Source organism: Stenotrophomonas aracearum (genome assembly GCF_031834615.1).
GTDB classification, from domain to species: Bacteria; Pseudomonadota; Gammaproteobacteria; order Xanthomonadales; family Xanthomonadaceae; genus Stenotrophomonas; species Stenotrophomonas aracearum.
Genome location: NZ_CP115543.1, coordinates 4,122,321 through 4,148,223 on the forward strand (window position 1 = coordinate 4,122,321; position 25,903 = coordinate 4,148,223).

General features: G+C 69.3%; 20 protein-coding genes. 8 read left to right on the forward strand and 12 right to left on the reverse strand.

All coding sequences use genetic code 11. The features are described from left to right. The first annotated feature begins 4 nt into the window (after positions 1–4). Positions 5–778 carry a Rossmann-fold NAD(P)-binding domain-containing protein gene (locus PDM28_RS18455; RefSeq protein WP_311184732.1) on the forward strand — a complete coding sequence of 258 codons (774 nt, stop codon included), beginning with the start codon at positions 5–7 and terminating at the stop codon, positions 776–778. Between the two features lie 80 nt (positions 779–858). On the opposite strand, the gene PDM28_RS18460 is transcribed toward PDM28_RS18455, so the two are convergent. Next, on the reverse strand, positions 859–1,674 hold the full coding sequence (locus tag PDM28_RS18460; RefSeq protein ID WP_311183170.1) for a TatD family hydrolase: 816 nt from the start codon (positions 1,672–1,674) through the stop codon (positions 859–861). An 81-nt stretch (positions 1,675–1,755) separates the two neighbouring features. On the opposite strand from PDM28_RS18460, the gene hrpB reads away from it, so the two are divergent. Then, entirely contained in the window at positions 1,756–4,260 is a 2,505-nt protein-coding gene (gene hrpB / locus PDM28_RS18465) for an ATP-dependent helicase HrpB (RefSeq protein WP_311183171.1), read from the forward strand. A gap of 163 nt (positions 4,261–4,423) precedes the next feature. After that, a complete protein-coding gene (locus PDM28_RS18470) occupies positions 4,424–4,813 on the forward strand; it encodes a hypothetical protein (RefSeq protein WP_070207147.1) in 390 nt (129 codons plus the stop codon). 100 nt (positions 4,814–4,913) lie between these two features. Here the strand turns inward: PDM28_RS18470 and PDM28_RS18475 are convergent, their stop codons facing one another. After that, a complete protein-coding gene (locus PDM28_RS18475) occupies positions 4,914–5,450 on the reverse strand; it encodes a pseudouridine synthase (RefSeq protein ID WP_311183172.1) in 537 nt (178 codons plus the stop codon). A 53-nt stretch (positions 5,451–5,503) separates the two neighbouring features. Next, complete coding sequence (locus PDM28_RS18480) at positions 5,504–6,358, reverse strand: class I SAM-dependent methyltransferase (RefSeq protein WP_311183173.1); 855 nt, start codon at positions 6,356–6,358, stop codon at positions 5,504–5,506. A gap of 174 nt (positions 6,359–6,532) precedes the next feature. Here PDM28_RS18480 and PDM28_RS18485 point away from each other — a divergent pair, with 174 nt between their 5' ends. After that, positions 6,533–7,483 carry an aldo/keto reductase gene (locus PDM28_RS18485; RefSeq protein WP_311183174.1) on the forward strand — a complete coding sequence of 317 codons (951 nt, stop codon included), beginning with the start codon at positions 6,533–6,535 and terminating at the stop codon, positions 7,481–7,483. Between the two features lie 63 nt (positions 7,484–7,546). On the opposite strand, the gene PDM28_RS18490 is transcribed toward PDM28_RS18485, so the two are convergent. Both PDM28_RS18490 and PDM28_RS18495 read right to left on the reverse strand, forming a co-directional pair. After that, positions 7,547–8,434: an NAD(P)/FAD-dependent oxidoreductase gene (locus PDM28_RS18490; RefSeq protein ID WP_311183175.1), complete on the reverse strand. Its 888-nt coding sequence runs from the start codon at positions 8,432–8,434 to the stop codon at positions 7,547–7,549. Further along, entirely contained in the window at positions 8,424–8,876 is a 453-nt protein-coding gene (locus tag PDM28_RS18495; protein WP_311183176.1) for an Rrf2 family transcriptional regulator, read from the reverse strand. Before PDM28_RS18495 ends, PDM28_RS18490 begins: the two co-directional genes overlap by 11 nt. 193 nt (positions 8,877–9,069) lie before the next feature. Here PDM28_RS18495 and PDM28_RS18500 point away from each other — a divergent pair, with 193 nt between their 5' ends. Then, positions 9,070–11,193: a methyl-accepting chemotaxis protein gene (locus PDM28_RS18500; protein ID WP_311183177.1), complete on the forward strand. Its 2,124-nt coding sequence runs from the start codon at positions 9,070–9,072 to the stop codon at positions 11,191–11,193. Positions 11,194–11,224: 31 nt separating this feature from the next. On the opposite strand, the gene PDM28_RS18505 is transcribed toward PDM28_RS18500, so the two are convergent. After that, complete coding sequence (locus PDM28_RS18505; RefSeq protein WP_311183178.1) at positions 11,225–12,127, reverse strand: LysR family transcriptional regulator; 903 nt, start codon at positions 12,125–12,127, stop codon at positions 11,225–11,227. Positions 12,128–12,234: 107 nt separating this feature from the next. On the opposite strand from PDM28_RS18505, the gene PDM28_RS18510 reads away from it, so the two are divergent. Both PDM28_RS18510 and dkgB read left to right on the forward strand, forming a co-directional pair. Beyond that, positions 12,235–13,449 (forward strand): MFS transporter, encoded by a 1,215-nt coding sequence (locus PDM28_RS18510; protein WP_311183179.1) that lies wholly within the window; start codon positions 12,235–12,237, stop codon positions 13,447–13,449. A 70-nt stretch (positions 13,450–13,519) separates the two neighbouring features. Beyond that, positions 13,520–14,323: a 2,5-didehydrogluconate reductase DkgB gene (gene dkgB, locus PDM28_RS18515; protein ID WP_311183180.1), complete on the forward strand. Its 804-nt coding sequence runs from the start codon at positions 13,520–13,522 to the stop codon at positions 14,321–14,323. Between the two features lie 247 nt (positions 14,324–14,570). On the opposite strand, the gene PDM28_RS18520 is transcribed toward dkgB, so the two are convergent. From PDM28_RS18520 to mgtE, 3 genes are all read right to left on the reverse strand, one after another. Continuing rightward, positions 14,571–15,269, reverse strand: a complete 699-nt coding sequence (locus PDM28_RS18520) for an alpha/beta fold hydrolase (RefSeq protein ID WP_311183181.1) — start codon at positions 15,267–15,269, stop codon at positions 14,571–14,573. 66 nt (positions 15,270–15,335) lie between these two features. Next, entirely contained in the window at positions 15,336–18,065 is a 2,730-nt protein-coding gene (locus tag PDM28_RS18525) for a bifunctional acetate--CoA ligase family protein/GNAT family N-acetyltransferase (protein ID WP_311183182.1), read from the reverse strand. Between the two features lie 68 nt (positions 18,066–18,133). Continuing rightward, entirely contained in the window at positions 18,134–19,501 is a 1,368-nt protein-coding gene (mgtE, locus tag PDM28_RS18530; RefSeq protein ID WP_311183183.1) for a magnesium transporter, read from the reverse strand. A gap of 307 nt (positions 19,502–19,808) precedes the next feature. Between mgtE and PDM28_RS18535 the strand changes: the two genes are divergently transcribed. Next, complete coding sequence (locus PDM28_RS18535; protein ID WP_311183184.1) at positions 19,809–21,611, forward strand: monovalent cation:proton antiporter-2 (CPA2) family protein; 1,803 nt, start codon at positions 19,809–19,811, stop codon at positions 21,609–21,611. Here PDM28_RS18535 and PDM28_RS18540 read toward each other — a convergent pair whose 3' ends face one another. The 3 genes from PDM28_RS18540 to PDM28_RS18550 form a co-directional block, all read right to left on the reverse strand. Further along, a complete protein-coding gene (locus PDM28_RS18540; RefSeq protein WP_311183185.1) occupies positions 21,612–24,953 on the reverse strand; it encodes an ankyrin repeat domain-containing protein in 3,342 nt (1,113 codons plus the stop codon). Then, positions 24,950–25,222, reverse strand: a complete 273-nt coding sequence (locus PDM28_RS18545) for a YcgL domain-containing protein (RefSeq protein ID WP_070207160.1) — start codon at positions 25,220–25,222, stop codon at positions 24,950–24,952. Before PDM28_RS18545 ends, PDM28_RS18540 begins: the two co-directional genes overlap by 4 nt. Positions 25,223–25,465: 243 nt before the next feature. After that, the gene (locus PDM28_RS18550) at positions 25,466–25,903 is read right to left on the reverse strand and encodes an excinuclease ATPase subunit (protein WP_102946227.1); all 438 of its coding nucleotides are present in this window, start codon (positions 25,901–25,903) and stop codon (positions 25,466–25,468) included.

The following is a 25,903-nucleotide window of genomic DNA, read 5'->3' on the forward strand; positions in this document are numbered from 1 at the left end:
GGGAATGGGCTACGCCGGGCGACATGTTGCGGCGTTGCTGCAGTCGTTGGGCGTGGCCTGCAGTGGCACGGTGCGGAATGTTGCGGTGGCGCCGGAGGTCATTCGCGATGCGGAGGCGGTGCTTTGTACGGTGCCGCCGGATGAGGATGGCGATCCTGTTCTGCGCTTGCTGATGAAACAACTGCGCGACAGCGCTTCGCTGCGCTGGGTGGGGTACCTCTCTTCTACTGCGGTGTACGCCGACCGCGAGGGTGGTTGGGTGGATGAGCAGTCGGATGCGGATGCCGTGGATGAGACGGCGCGACGGCGCTTGCTGGCCGAGCGGCAGTGGCGGGCGCTTGCGCGGGACAAGGGCATCGCATCGTCGGTATTCCGTCTGCCCGGACTGTATGGGCGCGGACGAAATGCGCTGGTGCAGCTGGCGGAAGGACGCGCGCGGCATGTGGTGAAGCCGGGGCTGGTGTTCAACCGGCTGCATGTGGAAGACCTTGCAACCGCGGTGGTGGCGGCGATGCGCCGTGCCGAGCCCGAGGCGTTGTATCTGCCCTGCGATGATGAAGCGGCGGCGCCGCAGGCGGTGCTGGCGTATGCGGCGGCGCTGGGCGGATTCGAGATGCCGCCTGCCGTGGCGTGGGACGATCCCTCGTTGAGCCCGGCGTTGCGGCGGTTCTATGCCGGGTGCAAGCGGATCGACAGCCGAGGAACACGTGAGGCGCTGCAGTGGGCGCCGAGGTTCGCGACCTATCGCGAAGGCCTGCAGGACGCGTTCAGGGGGTAGAGCCACGCCCTGCGTGGCTGCAATGCCCGGATGCCAGGAATGGTCGGTGATTCAGCCACGCAGGGCGTGGCTCTACCGGATCATTCGACGGGTGGAAGGCGGAAGAACGTGCGCGTTGCCGCGGTGGCATTCGCTGCCGTGGTCGCCACGTCTTCGCCCCGATCCCGTGCCAGCTCTTCCACGATGTGCTTGAGGAACATCGGCTCGTTGCGGCGATCCTTTGGCATCGGCTTCAGGCTGCGCGGCAGCAGGTACGGCGCGTCGGTTTCGATCATCAGGCGCTCGGCCGGAATGTGCTTCACCAGCTCGCGCAGGTGCGCGCCACGGCGTTCGTCGCACAGCCAGCCGGTGATGCCGATGTACCAGTCCTGGTCCAGGTAGTCGAACAGCTCCTGGCGCTCACCGGTGAAGCAATGCACCACCGCCGCGCCGATGCGGCCGTCGAAGTTCTTCATCTGCGCCATGAAGTCGGCATGGGCGTCGCGCTGGTGCAGGAACAGCGGCTTCAATGCACCATCCGCCGCGCGCACCTCGCTGGCCAGCTGCAGCTGCCGCTCGAAGGCGCGGTGCTGCGCCGGGCGCGGGGCGAAGTCGCGGAAGTAGTCCAGGCCACACTCACCCACCGCCACCACTTCGGCATGCGCATGCAGGGCGCGCATTTCGGCGTCGCACTCGTCGGTGTATTCCACCGCGTGGTGCGGGTGTACGCCGGCGGTGGCGTACAGGAAGCCAGGATGCTGGCGGGCCAGGCCCAGTGCCATCGGCGAGTGCTCGCGGCTGGCGCCGGTCAGCACCATCTGCACCACGCCGGCGTTGCGCGCGCGGGCCAGTACGGCGTCGCGGTCGCGGTCGAAGGAATCGTGGGTGAGGTTGGCGCCGATATCGATCAGTTGCATGGGGCAGCTACAGGGCAGTTGATCGCGCCATTGTAGCGTGCCGCCCGTGCGGGCCCTGCCCGCGGCCCGTATCCTTGCAGCATGAGCTCGCCTGATTTCCCGATTTCCCCGCTGCTGCCGCAGATCGCTGCACACCTGGCCGCGCACCCGCGCCTGGTGCTGGAAGCGCCACCCGGCGCCGGCAAGACCACCCAGGTGCCGCTGGCACTGCTGGACGCGCCGTGGCTGGAAGGACGGAAGATCATCATGCTGGAACCGCGCCGCGTGGCCGCGCGCAGTGCCGCGCAGTTCATGGCGCGACAGCTGGGCGAAGACGTCGGCGAGACGGTGGGCTACCGGATCCGCTTCGAGAACAAGGTGTCGGCGCGCACCCGGGTGGAAGTGGTGACCGAAGGCATCCTGACCCGCATGCTGCAGGACGACCCGATGCTGGAGGGCGTGGGTGCGTTGTTGTTCGATGAATTCCACGAACGCCACCTCGCCGCCGACCTCGGCCTGGCGCTGGCGCTGGATGTGCAGACACAGCTGCGCGATGACCTGCGCATCGTGGTGATGTCGGCCACGCTGGACGGCGAGCGGCTGGCGCAGTTCCTGGACGCACCGCGCCTGAGCAGCGCCGGACGCAGTTTTCCGGTCGCGGTCAGCCACTTCCCGGCCCGCCGCGATGAGGCGCTGGAAGCGCAGGCACGGCGCGCGGTGGAACAGGCGCTGGCGGACCATCCCGGCGACGTGCTGGTGTTCCTGCCCGGCCAGCGCGAGATCTCGCGCACCCTGGCGGCGCTGGACCAGGCGCTGCCGGGCGACATCCAGGTGCTGCCCCTACACGGCGAACTGCCGGTGGAACAGCAGTCGCGCGTGCTGCAGCCGGACCCGAACGGGCAACGCCGGGTGGTGCTGGCCACCAACGTGGCCGAGTCCTCGGTGACCCTGCCGGGCGTGCGCGTGGTGATCGATGCCGGGCTGGCGCGCGAACCGCGCTACGACCCCAACAGCGGTTTCTCGCGGCTGGACGTGGTGAGCATCGCGCAGGCCTCGGCCGATCAGCGCGCCGGCCGTGCCGGACGCGTTGCGGACGGCTGGGCGTGGCGGTTGTGGCCGCAGTCGCAGCGGCTGGAGGCGCAACGCCGACCGGAGATCGCGCAGGTGGAACTGGCGGCGCTGGCGCTGGAGCTGGCGGCGTGGGGCAGCGATGACCTGCGCTTCGTGGATGTGCCGCCGGTGGGTGCGATGGCGGCCGCGCGCGAGCTGCTGCAGCGGCTGGGTGCCCTGGGCGGCAACGGCGCGCTGACGGCGCTGGGCCGGCGCATGCTGGCGCTGGGCACGCACCCGCGCCTGGCGGCGATGTTGTTGGCGGCCGGCAACGGAAGCGAACAGGCGCTGGCCTGCGACCTGGCCGCGCTGGTGGAAGCGCGCGACCCGCTGCGCCAGGGCGGGGATGCGCTGGCCGCGCGCTGGCGGGCGCTGGCGGCGTTCCGGCAGGGCCGTGCACCGCACGACGCGAACCGCGGTGCACTGGCGGCCATCGATGCGGCCAGCAAGCAGTGGCGTCGGCGCCTGCGCTGCGACAGCGCGCCCCCGAACACGGTGGAAGCGCACCAGCTGGGCGACCTGCTCGCGCATGCCTTCCCGGACCGGATCGCCGCCCGCCACCCGACCGACCCGCAGCGCTACCTGCTGGCCAACGGCCGCAGCGCGCGCCTGTTCGACCCCAGCGACCTGCGCGGTGAACCGTGGCTGGTGGCGGTGGAACTCCGCTACGAGGCCCGCGACGCGCTGCTGCTGCGTGCCGCGCCGGTGGACGAGAACCGGCTGCGCCGCGATTTCCCCGACCGCTTCCAACAGGAAGACGTGGTGCGCTGGGATGCGGACAAGCGCGCTCTGGTGGCCCGCCGCGAGAGCCGCTTCGACCGCATCGTGCTGGACAGCCGTTCGGCTGGCCGGGTCGACCCGGCGCAGGCCGCGCAGGCGCTGACCGACGCGGTGCGCGAGCTCGGCCTGGAGGCCCTGCCGTGGACCGACGGGCTGCGCCAGTGGCAGGCGCGCGCCGTTGCACTGCGCACGTGGATGCCGGAACTGGAACTGCCGGATGTCTCCGATGCCGCGCTGATGGCGTCGTTGCCGACGTGGCTGACGCCTGCATTCAACGGGAAAACCCGGTTGGATGCGCTGGATGAGTCGGCGTTGGGCGAAGCGCTGAAGTCGCCGTTGCCGTGGGCGCAGCGGCAACTGGTCGACCGCCATGCGCCGCTGCGGATGGCGGTGCCGTCGGGGATGGAGCGCGGCATCCAGTACGCGCTTGAGGCGGACGGCCACACCCCGCAGCCGCCGGTGCTGGCAGTGAAGCTGCAGGAGCTGTTCGGGCTGGCTGATACCCCGCGCATCGCCGACGGGCGCGTTCCGCTGACGCTCCATCTGCTGTCCCCCGGGGGACGCCCGCTGCAGGTGACCCAGGACCTGCGGAACTTCTGGGCGAGTACGTATGCCGAGGTAAAGAAGGAGATGAAGGGGCGGTATCCGAAGCATCCCTGGCCGGATGATCCCTGGACGGCTACGGCTACGCATCGGGCCAAGCCGCGGGGGACCTGATTCCGCGTGGAGCCACGCAGGGCGTGGCTCTACCCCGGGGTGCGCAAGCTGAATCAATGCTGCGGATTGGTTATGGTGGTGACCGGATCGTGGCCGGCGGATAACACGCCCTACACGGCCCCCGCGCGACACTGGATCCCGAACCGAGGCAAAGGACCCCCCAATGAGCAGACTGACCGTGATTACCGACCGCGCCCTGGAGCGTGCACTGGATCTGGCAAGCAACGCCGGCGACGGCCTGAAGCATGCCGGCAGCCACCTGCGCCACCTCGGCCCGCAGGCGACCGACTGGATCAAGACCGGTGCGGCGCTCGGGGCGGTGAAGACCGGCAGCAAGGTCGCGGCCAAGGCCGTGCGCCGCAACCCGGCGGCGACCATCGCAGTGGCTGCGGTGGGCGTGGGCCTGCTGGGCTATGCGCTGTACCGCAAGCAGCAGAAGAAGAAGCTGGCCAACGGCCACGTGGTCAACGGCCAGGCCGAGCGCATCAACGCGCGCAACCGCCGCAACACCACCGTGGTGGACGAACACAGCGACATCGGCAGCGACGCCTGATTGCTGCACTACGCCGAACTGAAAAACCGCCGGCTTGCCCGGCGGTTTTTTTTTGCTGCGGTGTTGATCGGTGCCGCGTTCAGCCACGCAGGGCGTGGCTCTACCGGAGGGTTCGCCATTGGCCGGGCTGCAGACCTTCAAGATTGTGCGGCCCCATCGCCACACGCACCAGCCGCAACGTTGGCAATCCCACCGCTGCGGTCATGCGCCGCACCTGCCGGTTCCGCCCTTCGCGCAACGTGATCGCCAACCACGCATCCGGCACGGTCTTGCGAAACCGCACCGGTGGATTACGTTCCCATAACGTCGGCGTGTCCAACCGCTCCACCCGCGCCGGCAAGGTCGGCCCGTCGTTCAACTGCACGCCACGGCGCAATGCCTGCAACTGTTCGTCGCCGGGCGTGCCCTCCACCTGCACCCAGTAGATCTTGTCTTCCTTGTGGCGCGGGTCGGTCAACCGGTGCGCCAGCCGGCCGTCGTCGGTCAGCAGCAGCAGGCCTTCGCTGTCATAGTCCAGCCGCCCCGCCGCATACACGTCCGGCGGCAGCCCGAACCCGGCCAGCGTGGCACGTGGCGGCTGGCTGCTGTCGGTGAACTGGCACAGGACGTTGAACGGCTTGTTGAAGGCGATGAGCATGGGTGGGACAGCAGCGGCGGTGCGCCATTGTCCCACCCATCGGGGCTGCGGCGTTACGACTTCACGAAGCGCAGGGTCATGCGGTCGCTTTCGCCGATCGCCTTGTACTTCGCATCGTCTGCGGCGTCATGGTTGTTCACCGGCGGCAGGGTCCACACGCCATTGGGGTGGTCCTTGGTGTCGCGCGGGTTGGTGTTGATCTCGCTGCTGCCGGCCAGCTTGAACCCGGCCGCTTCGGCCATGGCGATCACCTGGGCCTGGCCCACGTAGCCGCTCTTGTCGTCGGCGGGCACGTCGGTCTTGGCGCGATGCTCGACCACGCCGAGCACGCCGCCGGGCTTGAGCACCTTGTAGAAGCCCTTGAACATGCCTTCGGCCTGGTTGGCGGTGCGCCAGTTGTGCACGTTGCGGAAGGTCAGCACCACGTCGGCCGAGTTGTCCGCGCCGAAGGTGGGTGCGTTCGGGTCGAACTGCACCACGGTGGCCTTGTCGTACATGCCCGGGGTCGCCGCGAACTTCTTCTGCAGGCCGTCGATCTGGCGCTGCTGGTAGTCACGGCCCTTGCCTTCGGCCACGGCCTTGGGGTCGACCACGGCGGCGACGTAGGTGCCCTTGTCGCGCAGCAGCGGCGCCAGGATTTCCGAATACCAGCCGCCACCGGGGGTGATTTCGACCACGGTCTTGCCCGGCTCCACGCCGAAGAAGGACAGCGTCTGCGCCGGGTGGCGGTATGCGTCACGCTTCACGTTGGCCGCATCGCGGCCTTTGCCGTCCACGGCGGCCTGCACGGCCGGGGTGATCGCGACCTGGGCGTTGGCGCCGGCCGGCTTGATCGCCATGGCGGGGGCGGCAAGCAACAGGGTGGAGACGGTGAACAGGCAGGCACAGCTGAGCGAACGGGCTTTCATCGAATCACCTACGGTGGACGGGATGCGGCGAGCCTAGCAGCCGCGATGTCAAAGGTGTTCACAAAACGTTAGTGCAGTGCAGCGAAGCGGAACACTGTTTTGTGGCCGGCGCCGCAGCGGTGTCATGGACGGGCACTTATGCTGTGACTCTTGCTTTGGATTGGAGGATTGCCCATGACTGCACCCCGCGAACTCGGCCGTTCCGGCCTGAAGGTGCTTCCCATCGCGTTTGGCGGCAATGTGTTTGGCTGGGGTGCGGACGAGAAGACCTCGTTCGCACTGCTCGATGCGTTCGTCGACGCCGGCTACAACCTGGTCGACACCGCCGATGTGTATTCGGCCTGGGTACCGGGCAACCAGGGTGGCGAGTCCGAAGCGATCCTGGGCCGCTGGTTCCAGCGCAGCGGCAAGCGCGACAAGGTGGTGCTGGCCAGCAAGGTCGCCAAGTGGGCCGAGCACCCCGGACTGTCGGCGGACAACATCAGCGAAGCCGTAGAGGACTCGCTGCGGCGGCTGCAGACCGATGTGATCGACCTGTACCAGGCGCACGAAGACGACGCGTCCACGCCGTTGGAAACCACGCTGGCCGCGTTCGGCCGGCTGATCGAACAGGGCAAGGTGCGCGCGATCGGCGCATCCAACTACAGCGCTGAGCGGCTGCAGGCGGCGTTGAAGGTCTCCGAGGACTACAAACTGCCGCGCTACGAGACGCTGCAGCCGGAGTACAACCTGTATGACCGAGCTGGCTATGAGGACGGGTTGGAGGCGGTGGCGCGCGAGCATGGGCTGGGCGTGATCAGCTACTACTCGCTGGCCAGCGGCTTCCTGACCGGCAAGTACCGCAGTGCCGACGATGCCGGCAAGAGCAGCTCGCGCGGCAGCAGCGTGGTGGGCAAGTACGTGAACCCGCGCGGCCTGCGCATCCTGCAGGCGCTGGACGATGTGGCCGGCAGCCACAAGGCGACGCCGGCGCAGGTGGCGATTGCGTGGTTGATCGCGCGGCCGGGTATTACCGCGCCGATTGTCAGTGCGACCAGCGTGGAACAGTTGCGCGATGTGCTGGCGGCGGCGCAGGTGGGATTGACCGCAGAGGACGTAGCCCAATTGGAGTCCGCAAGCGCGTAGTGCCGGCCGCCGGCCGGCTCCAGGCGATCCCCGACCCCGTGCAGAGCCGGCCAGCGGCCGGCACTACGAGATGAGGGCGTGGTGCAGGCTTACGCCTGCACGCACGCCTTCGGCGCTGGCCAGGGTGATGTTGCCCATCACGGTGGCATCGCCGGCCGCGTACACGCCGGGCACCGTCGTCTGCTTCTGCGCGTCGACGCGGATAAGCACGCCAACCGGGCTTTCATCCAGTTCGCAACCGAGCTGCTCCACCAGCGGTGACGCCATCTGCTGGCGCGCGCTTACGAACAAGGCGCGCAGGTCGATGCGGCGGCCGTCGGCCAGCAGAGCCGCGCTCAGCTGCGGGGCCTCGCCTTCGAGCGCCACCACCTGTTCGGTTTCGATGCGCACACCGCGCCGCTGCAGGGTGGCAAGGGTCTCCTCGTCCAGGTTCATGCCGTGCGCGAACAGGGTAACTTGGCCCCAGTCGGCGAGCACGCCGGCCATCATGCTGGATAACGCATGCCCACCCAGCAGGCCGATCTCGCCGCCGCCGATCTCATAGCCATGGCAGTACGGACAGTGCAGCACGCTGTGGCCCCAGCGTTCGGCGAGGCCGGGCAGTTCCGGCAGCACGTCGGTGATGCCGGTGGCCAGCAGCAGCTTGCGTGCCGCCCAGGTTTCGCCACTGGCGCTGGTGACCGCAAAGCCATCCACGGTGGGCTGCGCGTCGATGACGGTGTCGGTGGCCCAGCGCACGGTGGAGTAGTCCAGCAACTGTGCCTTGGCCTGGCGCAGCAGGTCGCTCCCGGCGATGCCGTCCAGGCCGAGCACGCCGTGCGAATGGCTGGAGAAGCGGTTGCGCGGCAGCCCGCTGTCGACCACCAGCACGCTGCGGCGCGCACGCGCCAGCATCATGGCGGCGGAGAGGCCGGCGAAACTGCCGCCGACGATCACGGCATCAAAGCTCATGCGGGACTCCTGCTGCAGGGTGGGCCAGGTGCTGGGCGAAGGCCTCGCCCAGGGTGGCCAGGGTGGTGGCGCGCAGGCGTGCCTCAAGCAGTGCCTGCGCCTGTTGGTAGCTTTCATCCAGGGCAGTGTTGACCACCTGCTGGACCGGGCAGCCCCGCCCGGTTTCGCGCACGCCGGTGTGCAGCAGCGCGGGCGAGCCGATGGCACGGTAGACGTCGTGCAGGGTGATGCTGGCCGGGTCGCGCGCGAGCTGGCTGCCCCCGCCATGGCCGCGCGCGGTGTGCACCAGCCCGCCCCTGTGCAGGGCGGCGAGCAGGCGCCGGATCACCACCGGATGGGTCGGCAGGCAGGTTGCAAGCTGCTCGGAGGTACGCGGTCCGGCCTGGCCGACCAGGTGGGCCATGATGTGGAGCGCGTCGGAGAACTGGTTGCTGGATTTCATGTAACATCGATAGTTACATATACAGGGCGCGGGTGGCAACCCGGCTGGTTGTTCCACCGGTGACACCTTTGAAACTGTAATAAATGTTTCACGTGCGTGAATGAGACAGGAAATGTGCGGTGGATCGCACTTCAGAAGGCGCGAGGGGTACCGATACCGCCATCGACCCCTCCCTCTTTTGCAGTGATCCGCGATGAAGACCTCCTCTACCGCGCCCGCGCGCGCCTTCAGCCTGCAGTTCAAGCTGCTCGGCGCCCTGTCGCTCGGCCTGGCCGTGGTGGTGCTGTGCGCACTGGCCGGGCTGGGCTCGGCCTGGCTGAACCTGTCCACCACCATTCCGCCCGAAGTCGCCCGCAACGCGCAGGCCGAAGGCCTGCAGCGCGAGTTCCGCATGCAGGTGCAGGAATGGAAGAACGTGCTGCTGCGTGGCGGCGATGAGGCGTTGCGGACCAAGCACCTGACCGCCTTCGACGCGCAGGGCGACAAGACCCGGGAACTGGCGAAGACCCTGGCCAGCGAAGGCGACGCCGAAATGGTGCGGCTGGCGCAGGTCTTCCTGGCCCAGCATGCGGTGCTGGAGAAGGACTACCACGGTGCGCTGGAAGCCTTTGCCGCCAGCGGCTACAGCCCGGTTGAAGGCGACGCGCTGGTGCGCGGCAAGGACCGTGCGCTGGGCACCACGCTGGATGCACTGGGCAAGCAGACCGCTGCGGTAGCCGAGCGTGCCGTGCAGGTGCGCTCGGAGCAGGCGCGACGCATGCTGGTCGTGTGTGCGGCGCTGACCGCGTTGGCTGCGGTGATCCTGATGGCGGTGCTGGCGATCTGGTTGCGCCGTTCGGTGATCGCGCCGGTCGTGGCGGTGGAAGCGGCGGCGCGTGCGGTGGCACGCGGCGAGCTGGACCACACGGTGCAGGTGCGCAGCCGCGATGAGATCGGCCGCCTCGGCCAGGCCATGACCGACGTGACCCACACCCTGAAGAACGTGCTGGCCGCGCAAGCCAGCATGGCGCAGCGCCACGACGCGGGCGAGATCAGCTACCGGATGGATGCCAGCGCGTTCCCGGGCGGTTATGGGCAGATGGTGAGCGACAGCAATGCGCTGGTGGATGCACACCTGCAGGTGCAGCTGCGCGCGATCGAGATCATGGGTCGTTACGCGGTTGGCGACCTCTCGCAGGACATGCAGCGCCTGCCGGGCGAAAAGGCGGTCATCACCGAAGCGCTGGATGCGGTCAAGCGCAACCTGGGCTCGATCAATGCCGAGATCAAGCGGCTGGCGATGGCCGCAGCGGCCGGTGATTTCAGCCAGCGCGGCGACGCGGCGAGTTACCAGCACGATTTCCGCGACATGGTCGGCGGCCTGAACCAGCTGATGGAAACCACCGAGCGCGACCTGGGCCAGGTCTCCGGCGTGCTGCAGGCGATTGCGCGCGGCGATCTCAGCGCGCGCATGCACGGCCAGTTCCATGGCGTGTTCGCGCGGATGCGCGACGACGTGGCGCTGACCAGCGGCCAGCTCACCGGCATCGTCGGCGACATCAAGCGCGCCGCGCAGGCGATCCAGACCGCAGCCAGTGAGATCGCAGCCGGCAACAACGACCTTTCGCAGCGCACCGAGCAGCAGGCGGCGAACCTGGAAGAGACGGCGGCGTCGATGGAAGAGCTGACTTCCACCGTGCGCCAGAACGCCGAGCACGCGCGCCAGGCCAACCAGCTGGCGATCGGTGCGGCCAGCGTGGCGGCGCAGGGCGGCGAGGTGGTGGGCCAGGTGGTAACCACGATGAGCGCGATCGAGAGTTCGTCGCGGCGCATCGCCGACATCATCACCGTGATCGACGGGATCGCGTTCCAGACCAACATCCTCGCGCTCAACGCGGCGGTGGAGGCGGCGCGGGCCGGCGAGCAGGGCCGTGGTTTCGCGGTGGTGGCCAGCGAGGTGCGCACGCTGGCGCAGCGTTCAGCCGGTGCGGCCAAGGAGATCAAGACACTGATCGAAGCCTCGGTGGACGACGTCACCAACGGCTCGCGACTGGTGCACGAGGCGGGTCAGACCATGGGCGAGATCGTCAGTGGCGTGCAGCGGGTGACCGACATCATGGCCGAGATCTCGGCCGCTTCGCAGGAACAGACCGCCGGTATCGAACAGGTCAGCCAGACCGTGGTGCACATGGACGAGGCGACCCAGCAGAATGCGGCGCTGGTGGAAGAGGCGTCAGCCGCCGCGCGCAGCATGGAAGAACAGGCCATCGCGCTGAACGACGCGGTGGATGTGTTCGTGCTGGCGCCGGTGGCGCCGTCGTTGTCGCGCGCGGCATGACCCTGGAAGCGTGCCGGCCGTCGGCCGGCACCTACCGGATGAAGGGGGCGCCGGTCATGTTGCCGGCCAGGTAATCGAGGAACGAGGTGATCCGCGCCGATACCGCCGTGTTGCGGTAGTAGACGGCGTGGATGGGCTGGCGCACCTCCACGGTGAGCGCGGGCAGTACCTGGACCAGGGTGCCGGCATCGCGGTCGCGCTGGGTCATGAAGTCGGACAGGCAGACCATGCCGGCACCCTCCAGCGCCAGCCGGCGCAGGGTTTCACCACTGGACACCGCCACCGCCGGGCGGATGTGCAGCAGCGCGTCGGTGTGTCCGGGCAGCGGCCAGTGGTTGAGCGAGTCGGGTTCGTTGAAGCCGAGCAGTGCGTGCCCGGCCAGGTCGTCCACGGCCTGCGGCGTACCGTTCGCGGCCAGGTAGGCCGGGCTGGCCAGTACCCGCAGGCGGCTGTGCGCGAGCGGGCGCGCGTGCAGGGTGGAGTCGGCCAGCGGACCGATCCGGATGGCCACGTCGGTGCGGCGTTCGAGCAGGTCGATGTAGCGCTCGCTGCTGTTGAGTTCCAGCTGCACCTCGGGGTACCGCGCGCGGTAGCCGGCCACCAGCGGGGCAATCACGTGCAGTACGAACGGGGTGGCTGCATCCACCCGAAGCCGCCCGGCCGGCCGTTGCCGGCGCGCGGCCACCTGTTCCTCGGCCGCTTCGACCGACGCCACGATGGCCCGGGCCTGGGCAAGGAAGGCGTCGCCCTCTTCTGTGAGCTGCAGGCGCCGGGTGGTACGGGTCAGCAGCGTGGTGCCCAGCTTCTCCTCCAGCCGCGCCAGCGCGCGGCTGACCCCGGAGGTGGTCTGGCCCAGCTGCTCGGCGGCCGCGGTGATCGAGCCGCTGTCGATCACGGCGATGAACGCCTGCATTTCATCCAGGGTGGTCTTCATACCGCCCATTATTGACCATGAAGCAAGAGTCATTGGCGTGAAGACCGGTTTTTCGGCAAGAGTGCGGCGCGCAGACTGCGCACCTTCTTCTTCCGCCGGTAACCGTCATGTCCCGTGGCATCCCCTTGGCCTTGTTGGCGCTCACGCTCGGTGCGTACGCCATCGGCACCACTGAATTCGTCATCGTCGGGCTGATCCCGACCATCGCCGCCGACCTGGGCGTGTCGCTGCCCTCGGCAGGCCTGCTGGTGTCCCTCTACGCGCTGGGCGTGGCGGTGGGCGCGCCGGTCCTGACCGCGCTGACCGGGCGGGTGCCGCGCAAGACCCTGCTGGTGGCGCTGATGGTGCTGTTCACCCTCGGCAACGTGATCGCATGGATGGCGCCGAGCTACGGGTCGCTGATCGTGGCGCGGGTGTTGACCGGCCTGGCGCATGGCGTGTTCTTCTCGATCGGCTCGATCATCGCCACCTCGGTGGTGCCGAAGGAGAAGGCGGCCAGCGCCATCGCGATCATGTTCACCGGGCTGACCGTGGCGCTGGTCACCGGCGTGCCGCTGGGCACCTTCATCGGCCAGCACCTGGGCTGGCGCGCCACCTTCCTGGCGGTCGCCGCGCTCGGCGTGGTCGCCCTGGTCGGCAGCCTGCTGTTCGTGCCGCGCAACCTGCAGCGCAGCGAGCCGGCCACCTTCGGCCAGCAGCTGGCGGTGCTGGCGCAGCCACGACTGCTGCTGGTGTACGCGATCACCGCGCTGGGTTACGGCGGTACCTTCCTGTCCTTCACCTACCTGGCCTCGATCCTGCAGGACGTCACGGGCTTCTCGCCCAACGCGGTGAGCCTGGTGCTGCTGGTGTACGGCGTCTCGGTGGCGATCGGCAACCTGTGGGGCGGCCGCCTGGCCGACCGTCGTGGCCCGGTGCTGGCGCTGAAGCTGATCTTCGGGCTGTTGGCACTGGTGCTGTTCGCGCTGACCTTCACCGCGCACAACACGTGGCTGGTGCTGCTTACCGTGCTGGCGTTGGGCGCGGTGGCATTCGGCAACGTGCCCGGCCTGCAGGTGTATGTGGTCAAACAGGCGCAGCGCTTCGCCCCGCAGGCGGCAGACGTGGCCTCGGGCCTGAACATCGCCGCGTTCAACGTCGGCATCGCGATGGGCGCCTCGCTCGGCGGCCTGGTGGTAGACCACCTGGGGCTGATGCACACGCCATGGCTCGGCGCGCTGGTGGTGCTGGGTGCGCTGGGCTTGACCGTGCTGAGCGGCCGGCTGGATCGCCGCGACGGTGTTTCCGAACGCGCCGACGGCCTGGTGGTTGCCGTGCATTGATCGGTGCGATTTCCCTCGTTTAACAGTGCCCGGCGTAGCCTGCACTGCCCTCCCCCCTGAAGGAGTTTCCATGAGCATTCCCGCATTCGGCCTCGGCACCTTCCGCCTGAAAGGCCAGACCGTCATCGACTCGGTCCGCAACGCACTGGAGGTGGGCTACCGCGCCATCGACACCGCGCAGATCTACGGCAACGAAGCCGAGGTCGGCCAGGCCATCGCCGAGTCCGGCGTGGCGCGCGAAGACCTGTTCCTCACCACCAAGATCTGGATCGCCAGCTTCCAGCACGACGCGTTGCTGGAGAGCCTGCGCGAAAGCCTGCGCAAGCTGCGCACCGACCATGTCGATCTGACCCTGATCCACTGGCCGTCGCCGGACGACGCGGTGCCGATGGCCGAGTACCTGGGCGCACTGAAGCAGGCGAAGGACGAAGGACTGACCCGGCAGATCGGGATCTCCAACTTCACCATCGAGCTGACCCGCCAGGCCATTGCGATCCTCGGTGCCGATGCCATCGCCACCAACCAGGTCGAGGTGCATCCGTACCTGCAGAACCGTGCGCTGATCGCGTTCCTGCGCGAACAGGGCATCCATGTCACCGCCTACATGAGCCTGGCCTATGGCGAGGTGCTGAAGGACCCGGTGATCCAGGCGATTGCCGACCGCCACGACGCCACCCCGGCGCAGGTGGCGCTGGCCTGGGCGCTGCAGCAGGGCTTCGCGGTGATCCCCTCCTCTACCCGTCGCGAGAACCTGGCGAGCAACCTGTTGGCGGCCGATTTGACGCTGACCGACGAGGACATGGCGCAGATTGCGACGCTGGATCGCGGGCAGCGGTTGGCGAACCCGGAGGGAATTGCGCCGGTGTGGGATTGAGGACGGTGAGGTGCAGCGTTTCGTTTGTGGGTCATGCCACAACGGAACCTTGCACCGTTATCGGCGGTCGATCGGGATGCGACCCTACCGGGTAAAGCGGCGCGCGCAGTGCGCGGTGCGGTTCAACCCGCATGCATTCCTGGCGCGCGCGGCGCCACCGGTAGGGTCGGTTCCCAAACGACCGCACGTATGGGCAATCGGCGCGAAGAACGCATTGCCCCCGCCGAAGCGCGCAAATGAACGCAGCTCAGGCCAACAGCCACTCCCGCATTGCCTCACTGACCTCTTCCGGCTTCTCCATCGGCGCCAGGTGGCCGCAGTCGGGAATCACCACCAGGGTTGAGCCGGGGACCAGCGCGTGCATCTCCTCGCTGATCGGCAGCGGGGTGATGCGGTCGTTGGCGCCGCAGACGATCAGAAGCGGGTCGCGGTAGCCGGCCAGCACGTCGTGGCCGTCGCTGCGCTCGAGGGCACTCTGGCGCAGGAAGACGTCGGCGCCCAGGCGCGCGGTCATGTCGCGCACGCGCTGCACCAGTACGTAGTCGTCCAGCCGCGAGGCGTCGATGTAGCTGCGCATCAGCTTGTCGCCGAAGCCATGGAAGGTACCGGGCAGGCGCACGCTGGCGCGCTGGCTCTGGCGCTGGGCGGCGCGCTCGGGCGAATCGGGATGGATGGAGGTGTCGACCAGCGCCAGCCGCAGCACGCGCTCGGGCGCTACGCGCAGGATCTGCTGGGCGACGAATCCGCCCAGCGAGAAGCCGGCCAGGGCGAAGCGCGGTGGGGCCTGCGCCAGCACGTCGTCGACCACGGCCCGCAGGGTTTCGCCGCGGGTCTGGTCGCCCACCGTGCAGTCGGCGATGTCGGAGAGGTCGGCAATCTGCGCGCGCCAGAGCTCGGCGTCATTGAGCAGGCCGGGCAGCAGCAACAGGGGAATGCGTTCGGTCATGCGCCCATTGTCGGTGATCCTGCCCGCAGTGGCGTCTTGTCACCGGTCCTGTGTGTTCCGCGCCGGTCAGTGCGTGATGCCCTCCGGCGGTACCGCCGCCTGTGCCTCCTGCACCGGCAGGGTCACCACCATCACGGTGGGATCGTCAGGGTCGAGCTTTGTCTTGAAGCCCAGCGCCTGGCACATCGCCAGCATGGTGCTGTTCTCGCGCAGCACCTGGCCTTCGACGATGTTCAGCCCGAGCCACTGGGCGTACTCGATCATGATGCTCATCAGGCGCCAGCCGATGCCGTGGCCCTTGAGGTCCGAGCGGATCAGGATGCCGTATTCGCCGCGATCGTAGTCGGCGTCGGCATGCAGGCGCACCGCGCCAAGCATGTCGCCGCTGCGCGGGTCGATCGCCACCAGCGCGATGGAACGGGCGTAGTCGAGCTGGGTCAGGCGTGCGATGAATTCGTGGCTGAAATGCTTCACCGACTGGAAGAAGCGAAGGCGCAGGTCGTCGTCGGTCACGCGTGCGAAGAAGGCGCGGAACAGCGCGTCGTCTTCCGGCCGCACCGGACGCACGAATGCCGGTGCGCCGTCGGACAGCGTGATCGTTCGCTCCCACTCCTTGGGATACGGGAACACGGCGAAGCGCGGGTGGCCCCGGCCCTTGTGCAGTTTGCGCGACGGGGCGATGGCCACGCGCGCATCCAGTGCGATGACGCCGTCGCGATCGGCCAGCAGCGGATTGATGTCCAGCGTGCGCACTTCGGGAATGTCGGCGGCGAGCTGGGCCAGCTTGACCAGGATCAGGGCGACCACGCGCTCGTCGGCCGCCGGCACGTCGCGATACGCCTTGAGGATACGCGAGACGCGGGTGCGGCCGATCAGCTCATGGGCAAGGCGCAGATCCAGCGGCGGCAGGGCCAGCGCCTTGTCGTCGATCACTTCCACCGCAGTGCCGCCGCGACCGAACACCACCACCGGGCCGAAGGTCGGATCGTCGGCGATGCCGGCGATCAGCTCGCGCGCCTTGGGCCGCACGATGGTGGGCTGCACCAGCACGCCCTCGATGCGCGCATTCGGGCGCAGTTCGCGCGCGCGTGCGAGGATGGAACTGGCGGCAGCCTGCACCGCCTGCAGCGTGCCCAGGTTGAGGCGTACGCCGTCCACGTCGGACTTGTGCGGGATGTCGGCGGAAAACACCTTCACTGCCACCGTGGCGCCCTGCTCCAGCAGCGGCTGGGCCAGGTCCATCGCTTCGTGCGCGTCGCGCGCCTGCATCACCGGCGCGGAGGGAATGCCGTACGCCGACAGCAGCTGGTGGGTGGCGATCGGATCCAGCCACTGCTGGCCGGCCGCCAGCGCCGCCTCGACGATCGCGCGCGCAGCGGCGGTGTCGACCACGAAATCCTGCGGCAGGCTCGGCGGGGTCTCCATCAATGCGGCCTGCGCGTCGCGGTAGCGCACCAGGTGCTGGAAGCCGCGCACGGCTTCGGCCTCGGTCGGGTAGGTCGGTACGCGCGCGGCGTTGAGGGTGGCGGTGGCGCGGTCGTCGTTGCCCAGCCACACCGCGAACACCGGCTTGTCGCGGTGGTGGCGCGGGCGCAGGCCGAGCGTGCGGGTGAGCGCCTGCGCCGCGTCGGCCGAGGAGGTGAACGCGGTCGGCACGTTGACCACCAGCACCGCGTCGTTGCCGGGGTCGGACATCAGTGCGTCGATGGCGGCCGCATAGCGTTCGCCGTCGGCGTCGACCACGATGTCGACCGGGTTGCTGCGCGACCAGCCTTCCGGCAGGACGGCGTCGAGCGCGGCGATGGTGTCAGGCGAAAGCTCGGCCAGGCTGCCGCGCAGGGCCAGCAGCTGGTCCACGGCCAGGCGCCCTACGCCGCCGCCATTGCTGAGGATGGCCAGCCGGCGGCCCGGGAAGGTGCCGAGCCGGCCCAGCGTTTCGGCGGCGGTGAACAGCTCGTCCAGCGCGCCCACCCGCAGCAGCCCGGCGCGGTTGAAGGCGGCGCCGTATACCGCGTCGGAGCTGGCCAGCGCCTGCACGTGGGTGTCGCCGTCGGGATCGATGCGGATGTGGCGTCCGGATTTGACCACCACCACCGGCTTGGCGCGCGCGGCGGCACGTGCGGCCGACATGAACTTGCGCGCGTCACGGATGTGTTCGACGTAGAGCAGGATGGCGCGGGTGCGGTAGTCGGTGGCGAAATAGTCGAGCAGGTCGCCGAAGTCGACATCGAGCGCGTCGCCGAGCGAGACCACGGCGGAGAAACCCACCGAACGCGCCACGCCCCATTCGACCAGTGCAGCCGCAATCGCGCTGGACTCGGAGATCAGCGCCAGGTCGCCGGCCTGCGGGAAATGCGCGGCAATGCTGGCATTGAGCCGCGCATGCGGGGCGATCACGCCCAGGCAGTGCGGACCGAGGATGCGCAGGCCCTTGGGGCGTGCGGCCGCTTCGACCTGCTCGCTGAGGGAACCCGGTCCCTGGCCCAGGTTCGCGGTGAGGATGATGGCGGCCGCCACGCCGCGCTCGGCGGCGGTGGCGACCACCTGCGGCACGATGCTGGCCGGCGCGGTGATGACGATCAGCTCGGGCACCCAGTCCAGGTCCTTGAGCCGCTTGACCGTGCTGATGCCGTCGATCTCGCCGTAGCGCGGGTTGATCCACGCGACCTTGCCCGGAAACCCGGTGGCGCGCAGGTTGCGCATCACCGCGCGGCCGGCGGAACGCTCGCGCGGGCTGCCGCCGACGACGGCCACCGACTGCGGACGGAATACGGACTGCAGGTGATAGGTGCTCATGGGCTACACGGTACACGGGCGGCCGTGCTGTCGGGATGATCCGGCGCAATCCGGTAGAGCCACGTGCATTACAACAAGGTGCCGCTCAAGATCGCGGCGGCGATGCTGAAGTAGATCACCAGGCCGGTCACGTCGACCAGCGTGGCCACGAACGGGGCCGAGGCGCTGGCCGGGTCGAAGCCGAGGCGCTTGAGGATGAAGGGCAGCATCGAGCCGGACAACGAGCCGAAGGTGACGATGCCCACCAACGCCGCGCCGATGGTGAGCGCCAGCAGCTTCCAGTGCTCGCCATAGTCGTGCAGGCCCAGCAGCTGCCAGGACACGATGCGGATCACCGCCAGCACGCCAAGGATCGCGCCCAGGGTGATGCCGGTGGGCACTTCGCGCAACGCCACCTTCCACCAGTCACGCAGGCGCAGTTCGCGCAGCGCCAGGCTGCGGATCAGCAGCGAGGTGGCCTGCGAACCGGAGTTGCCGCCCGAGCTCATGATCAGCGGAATGAACAGGGTCAGCACCACGGCGCGGGCCAGTTCGTCTTCGTAATGCTGCATGGCGCTGGCGGTAAGCATCTCGCCGAGGAACAACACGCTGAGCCAGCCGGCACGCTTGCGCAGCATCTCGAAGAAGCCGATCTGCATGTACGGCTTTTCCAACGCTTCCATGCCGCCGAACTTGTGCACGTCTTCGGTGGACTCTTCGATCAGCGCGTCCAGGATGTCGTCCACGGTGACGATGCCGAGCACCTGCTGGCGCGCGTCCACCACCGGGATGGCGAGCAGGTCGTGGCGGCGGATCAGCTGGGCCACCTCTTCCTGGTCGAGCAGCGCGTCCACGGTCACCGGCGGGTTGACCTGCGCCACGTCCAGGATCGGCTCGTCCGGCAGCCCGGTGATCAGCCGGCGCATGGTCACCACCTGCTGCAGGGCCTGGGTGCGCGGGTCGAGCACGTAGATGGCGTACACGGTTTCGCGGGTGCGCTCGACCTCGCGGATGTGCTGCAGGGTGCGGCCTACGGTCCAGTCGGCGGGCACGCTGACGAATTCGGTGGTCATCAGCGCACCAGCGGTGTGCGCCGGATAGCTGAGCAGCTGCTGGATGGCCTGGCGCGACTCGGCGCTGAGCAGCGGAATCAGCCGCGCGCGTTCGTCCTCGTCCAGTTCATGGACGATGTCGGTGGCACGGTCGTCGGCCATCAGGCCGAGCAGCGCGGCGGCCTTGGCCACTGGCAGCGCGGCAACGAGATCGCCACTGCGGGTGAGCTCGGGCTGTTCGAGCATCTTCACCGCGCGCGGCAACGGCAGCGCGGCCAGGGTGTCGGCGGCGCGCGACAGCTCCAGGGTGTTGAGGTATTCCACCGCGTCGGCGGTGTTGAAGTCCTGCAGGGGTGCGCCCAGGGCGGCGTCGGCCGCCGGGCGCAGGAGGTCTTTCTGGTTCATGGGGTTCGCCTTGTGGATCGCGTTCGCGCGACGCCAACGCTGGCGAACCGTCCCGATGTCAGGCGGTGGCCATCGCTGGCGTCGAGCAAGGTCGACTTCTACTGTCGCTGGACATGGGTGTGGACTCCGGAAGGGTGTTGCGGGGCGCACCGGTGGGCGCGGCCAGCGGGCGGGAGTCTGGACCCGTGGGCAGGCCGGGTCAACCCCTGCGGCGCAGGGGGTCAGGCGCGGTTGAAGGTCGTTGACGCGGCGGGCCGCATAATGGGCCACCGGCGACAGGCCGATGATGCGATGCGCAGGTTTCCCCATGCATAGCGGTGCGCTGGTCCTGGCCCTGGTGTTGCTGCTGGCTGCGGTGATCGCCGTGCCGGTATTCAAGAAGCTCGGGCTGGGCGCGGTGCTGGGCTACCTGGTCGCCGGCGTGGTGCTGGGCCCGGACGGATTGGGCTTCGTGCAGGACGCCGACCGGATCCTGGGCGCGGCCGAGATCGGCGTGGTCATGCTGCTGTTCGTGATCGGGCTGGAACTTTCGCCCGCGCGCCTGAAGGTGATGCGGCGCTCGGTGTTCGGTGCGGGTACGGCGCAGGTGGCGCTGAGTGCGCTGGTGCTGGGCAGCCTGCTGATGCTGGACCACTTCCAGTGGAAGGGCGCGCTGATCGTGGGCATCGCGCTGGCGCTGTCATCCACCGCGGTGGGCCTGCAGCTTCTTTCCGAACACAAGGGCCTCAACACCGACTACGGGCGGTTGGGCTTCGCGATCCTGCTGTTCCAGGACCTGATCGCAATCCCGCTGCTGGCGGCCATTCCGCTGCTGGGCGGGGCGAAGAACGAAACCCTGGACTGGGGTGATGTAACGCTGGCGCTGGGTGCACTGGCGGTGGTGATCGTGTGCGGGCGGCCGGTACTGCGCTGGCTGTTCAGTACCGTGGCGCGCACGCGCAGTCCGGAAGTGTTCACTGCGATGGCGCTGCTGGTGGTGCTGGGCACCGCATGGTTCATGCAGGAGGTCGGGCTCAGTCCCAGCCTGGGCGCGTTCCTGGCCGGCGTGCTGCTGTCCGATTCGGAGTTCCGCCACGAGCTGGAATCGCAGATCGAACCGTTCAAGGGCCTGCTGCTGGGCCTGTTCTTCATCGCGGTGGGCATGGGCATCGACCTGGACCGCGTGATCGCCGAGCCGTGGGCGATCGCCATCGGGGTGGCGGTCCTGCTGGTGGTGAAGTTCGGTCTGCTGTTCGGCATCGGCAAGCTGGCGAAACTCAGTACCCGGCATGCCGTGCTGCTGGGCAGCGTGCTGTGGCTGGGCGGCGAGTTTGCCTTCGTGGTGTTCAATGAGGCGCAGCGCGCCAACCTGCTGGGCAATGCCAACCACGACCGGCTGGTGGCGATCGTCGGTCTGTCGATGGCGCTGACGCCGCTGCTGATGATCCTGCTGCTGCGACTGCTGGGCAGCGAGCACGAGTTGGCCAAGGACAAGCGCCCGGCCGACACCATCGACAACGGCGGCACCGAACCCACGGTGATGATTGCCGGCATGGGGCGTTTCGGCCAGATCGTCGCGCGCCTGCTGACCGCGCAGAAGATTCCCTTCGTGGCATTGGAAGCGAACCCGGACACCGTGTCGGACCTGCGCCGGTTCGGCAACAAGCTGTACTACGGCGACCCGACCCGACCGGAGATCCTGCGTGCGGCCGGCAGCGAGAACGTGCGGGTGTATGTAGTGACGCTGGACGACCCGGAGGCCAACATGCGCGCCACCCGGCTGATCCGGCGCATGTATCCGGACGCGGTGGTGCTGGCCCGCGCGCGCAATCGCCAGCATGCGTGGCGGTTGATGGACATGTCGGCCGAACCGTTCCGCGAGGTGTTCGGGTCCAGCCTGGACATGAGCGAACGCGTGCTGACGGCGCTGGGCATTTCCGAGGCCGTTGCAGCAGCGCACGTGAAGCAGTTCCGCGAACACGATGAGAAACTGCTGCGCGACCAGTACCTGGTCTATGACGACGAGGCTGCGGTGATGCAGACCTCACGCGATGCCAGGGCGGACCTGATGCGGTTGTTCGAAGCGGATGCCGAACGCGACGGCGGAACGGACAACGACCGCCGCGACTGATCAGCCGTTGTCGCGCAGGAACCGGGCCATCGAGGACACGCCCGGTACGCGCGGTTCGAATTCGCCGGCGACGTCGATGAAGCCGCGCATCACCGCGATCTCGCGCGGGCTGCGGTTGAGCGCATCGCGCACGTCCGGGTCGGCACCGGCGCGCAGCAGGCGCTGCACCAGCAGCGGCAACCCGTGCAGGGCGGCCAGGTGCAGCGGGCCAAAACCGCGCGGGTCGCGCGCGTCCAGCGACACGTCTTCATCCAGCAGGCGTTCCACCGCAGCCAGCACGACCTGTTCGTCGCAGGCGGTGCCGGGCTCGGCGCGGGCACCCAGCACCAGCAGCAGCGGCGTGACCGAACCGGCGGCCGCCTGGTCGGGCTCGGCACCGGCCAGCAGCAGCGTGTCCAGCAGCGCCAGCAGGCGCGAGCGGTCGCGGGCGCCGAAGCCGTACAGGGCTGCGCAGTGCAGCGGACCCAGCTGCTGCGCGTCGCCGGCATGAACGTTGGCACCGGCGGTGAGCAGGCGCGCGGCGATGTCGGGCAGGCCCAGCGCCGAGGCCAGCATCAGCACGGTCACCCCGCCCGGCAGGCGGTACTCCAGCTCGGCACCCGCATCGAGCAGGGCCGAGACGATGTCGATCTGGCGCATGCTGACCGCCGCCGACAACGGCGTGGCGCCGCTCGCCGCTGCGTGCTGCGGGTTGGCTCCGCGCGCCAGCAGCAGGTCGACCACGGCCAGGTGGCCACCGCCGGCGGCACGCAGCAGTGCGGTGCAGCCCTGCGCGTCGACCACGTCGATCGCAAAGCCCAGGTCGTTCAAACGGCGCACTGCATCGGCATCACCTGCCATCGCCGCGGCCGGCAGGTCGGCGGCGCGCAGCGCGCGGCCGGGCAGCGGCCACACGCGCCAGTCCAGCCAATCGGCGAGGTCGCGGCGGCCGATCGACAGCGCCACGCCCAACGGGGTCTGGCCGTCGGCGGCACGCGCTTCGGGCGAGGCGCCCTGCTGCACCAGCAGCTTCAGCGAGCCTTCGCGGGCCAGCGCGGTGGCCAGGTGCAGCGCGGTCATGCCGTGGCTGTCGCGCGCTTCACGGTCCACGCCCAGGGTAAGCAGGGCCTGCTGCAGGCGCAGCCAGCCCAGCCGCACCGCCAGCGACAGCGGCGGGTCGCCGGCCGGCGAGGCGGCGAACGGGTCGGCGCCACGCTCAAGCAGCTCCAGAGCCAGCTGTTCCAGTCCGCGCGCGGCCTGGTCGTGCTGCGCGCAGGCGGCCAGCAGGCGCGCCAGGCCGCCGGCACCGGCCGGCGACACGCCCCGGCGCAGCAGCACCTGCAGGGCGGGCACCGCGTCGACACCGCGCGCCAGCAGCGCGAACATCGGGGTGTCGCCACAGGCATCCAGCACTTCCGGCGCGGCGCCGTGCGCCAGCAGCCATTCCACCGCATGCGGGTCCAGCGCCAGCTCGGCGTCGTGCAGCAGGCCGCCCAGTTCTTCGGGATTGCACAGGCGCGCCAGGGTGGCCATGCCGTCGACGTTGCCGAAGCCCAGCGCTTCGCGCAGCAGGTCCAGCGGCGGGCGGTCCGGCAGGATCGGCGTGCCCGCGTCAGCGTCGCTGTCGGCGGCACTGGCCAGCCCATCGCTCACCGCGGCCGGCAGCGGGTAGCTGCGGTCCAGCAGCGAGACGATGGTCCAGCGCCCGGCGGCGGCGGCGATGTCCACCGCGCGGCGGCCCTGCGGATCCGGTACGTCCGCGGCAATGCCCAGGTCGAGCAGGCGGCGCACCAGCAGCGGCGACACGGTGTCGGCCATGCAGGCCAGCAGCACCGCGTTGCGCCCTTCCACGTCCACCGCGTGCAGGTCGGGTTTGTGCGGCAGCAGGTGTTCGACCACGGCGGCGCGACCGGCCCGGGCCGCTTCCAGCCACGGCGTGCGCGACAGCGCGTCGCGCGATTCCAGGTTGGCGCCGGCGGCCAGCAGGACCTCGATGATGTCCACGTGCCCGGCCAGTGCGGCTTCATGCAGCGCACTGCGGCGCTGGCGGTCGCGCGCGTCGGCGCGCGCCTTGTGCTTGAGCAGCAGCTGCACGCCGGCGGTGTCGTCTTCTTCGGTGCCGGCCGCAGCCAGCAGCACCGGGGTGCCCTCGGCCGGCTCGGTCCGCGCGCCACGCTCGAGCAGGAAACGCGCCAGGCGCCAGTTGCCGACCTGGCAGGCCACCGCCAGCGGCGACCAGCCGTCGTTGTTGAGCGCGTCCACTTCGGCGGCGGCGTCGCGCAGCAGCGCGGCCACGCCGGGGTCGGAACTGCGCGCGGCATGGTGCAGCGGGGTGTTGCCGTCGCTGTCGACCGCACGCGAATCGGCACCGTTGGCGAGCAGGGTCATCACCGCTTCGGGTCGACCGTGCCAGCTGTCGCGGGTGGCCGCCAGCAGCGGGGTCATGCCGCGGTGCGGGGTGTTCACGCCCACGCCGCGCGCGATCAGTTCGCGCAGCAGGCGCAGGTCCGGCAGCACCGCGGCCAGCACCACCAGGCTGCGCTGGTCGCGCCAGTTCGGATCCGGGAGGCCGTGCGGGTCGGCCCCGGCGGCCAGCAGCTGCAGGGCGCGGTCGACCCGACCACTGCGCGCAGCGTCGTACAGGGCGGGCAGGCGTTCGTGCTGGCCCAGCGGTTCCAGCGGCTGGCTGGCATCGTCCGGGTGCGCGGCAGCGGCGAAGGCGGCGCTCGCCGGTTCCAGCACGCTGCGGGTGGGCAGCGGGTCGGCCGGTGCAATGCGCTGCAGGGCGAAGTGGGCCAGCGGCGACCCGATCAGCACCAGCAGCGCGAACGGCCAGCGCAGGGTGTCCGGCAGCAGGCTCGGCCAGGCCGGCACCACCACCAGCGCGCAGACCGCGACCACCAGGCCGGCCACGATCAGCCCGCGCCAGGCGCTCAGGTCGCGCGCGGCCAGGGTGCGCCAGTGCCGCGCCAGGCTGCCGTCGCTACGTTCGATCTCATTCCAGAGCGGCCAGGTGCGCCATACGCCGAGCAGGGCGGCGCTGACCGCCACGCTCAGGCCGAGCACCGCGGCGAGGCTGCCGCTGTCGTGCAGTGCGGCCAGCGGCCAGGACACCAGCAGCGCAAACAGCGCCGGACCCAGCGCCCACAAGGCGCCGAGCGCCGGCAGGTCCTGCCGGCCCAGCTGCGGCAACGCAGGTACCGCACGGCTGCGCCGCCACCACGACACGCCCAGCGCGAACGCCGGCTGCGCCAGCGCCGCACCGAGCGCGGCCGGCACGCCGCCCAGCACCACGGCCAGCGACAACAGGCTGCCGACGGCAACGGCAATGGCGGCAGCGCGGGTGCGCAGGGCGTCACTCATCGCGGGTCATCGCGGCGCGGCACGCGCACCGGCGGGACCGGCGGCGGGGGCATCTGCAGGTGGAAACCGCGCTCGGCGAGGTTGGCGCGCACCTGGTCGACGTCGGCCAGGGCGAGGCGACGGTCCGGGGTCAGGGCGACTTCCAGCACGAATGCGAACGGCGCCAGCGTGGCTTTCAATGCATCCGGGATGGCATCGAAGGCGTCACGGGCGGCGAGGTAGACGTAGGTGTCCTGCTTGCGTTGGCTTTTGTAGACGTAGGCTTGCATTGCCCGCGGGGCGGTGGCCCTGGGAATAGATGCGTCGATTGTGTCGGAAACCACGCAAGTCCGATAGGTATCTGCCGCGTGGGGCGTCGGTTTTCAGGCGCGGGGCAGATTCAGGTTCATCAATGTGGTGGGGTTGTTCAGGTAGAGATTGCCGCCGTTGTGGTGGGCGGCGGCAATCCTGGGTCGCCGGCGCATGCATGGGCCGGCCAGCGGCCGGCGCTACCGGTGAAATTAGGCTTCGCCTCATTTCACCTTTGCGTACGTACCCTTCAGCGCGACCCCTGCGAGGATGGCGCCGGCATAGCATTCGTAGTTGGTGGTGCTCTTGAATTCGTTCTTCTTGTAGTAGCTGACGATGTCGACCACGGCATTGGCGCCGCGCGACTTCGCGCCGTCCTGCAGGGCCTTCAGGGCCGACAGCGCCACCCAGTTGCAGGCCACCTCGTCGCTCTTGTTGGCGGCGTTGGTCTTCTTGTTGGTCACGTCTTCACCCATCCGCTGCTGGACGTTGACCTTTTCGCCGGCCAGGTAGAAACGCACGCTGCCGTCGATACCGGCGGCCTTGGCTTCAGGGGATTCGATCAGGCTGCGCAGCGACTGCTCGACACGGGTTTCACGGGCGTGGGCGGTGCTGGCGACGGTGAGCAGGGCGGCAGCGGCAAACAGGGCAAAACGACGCAT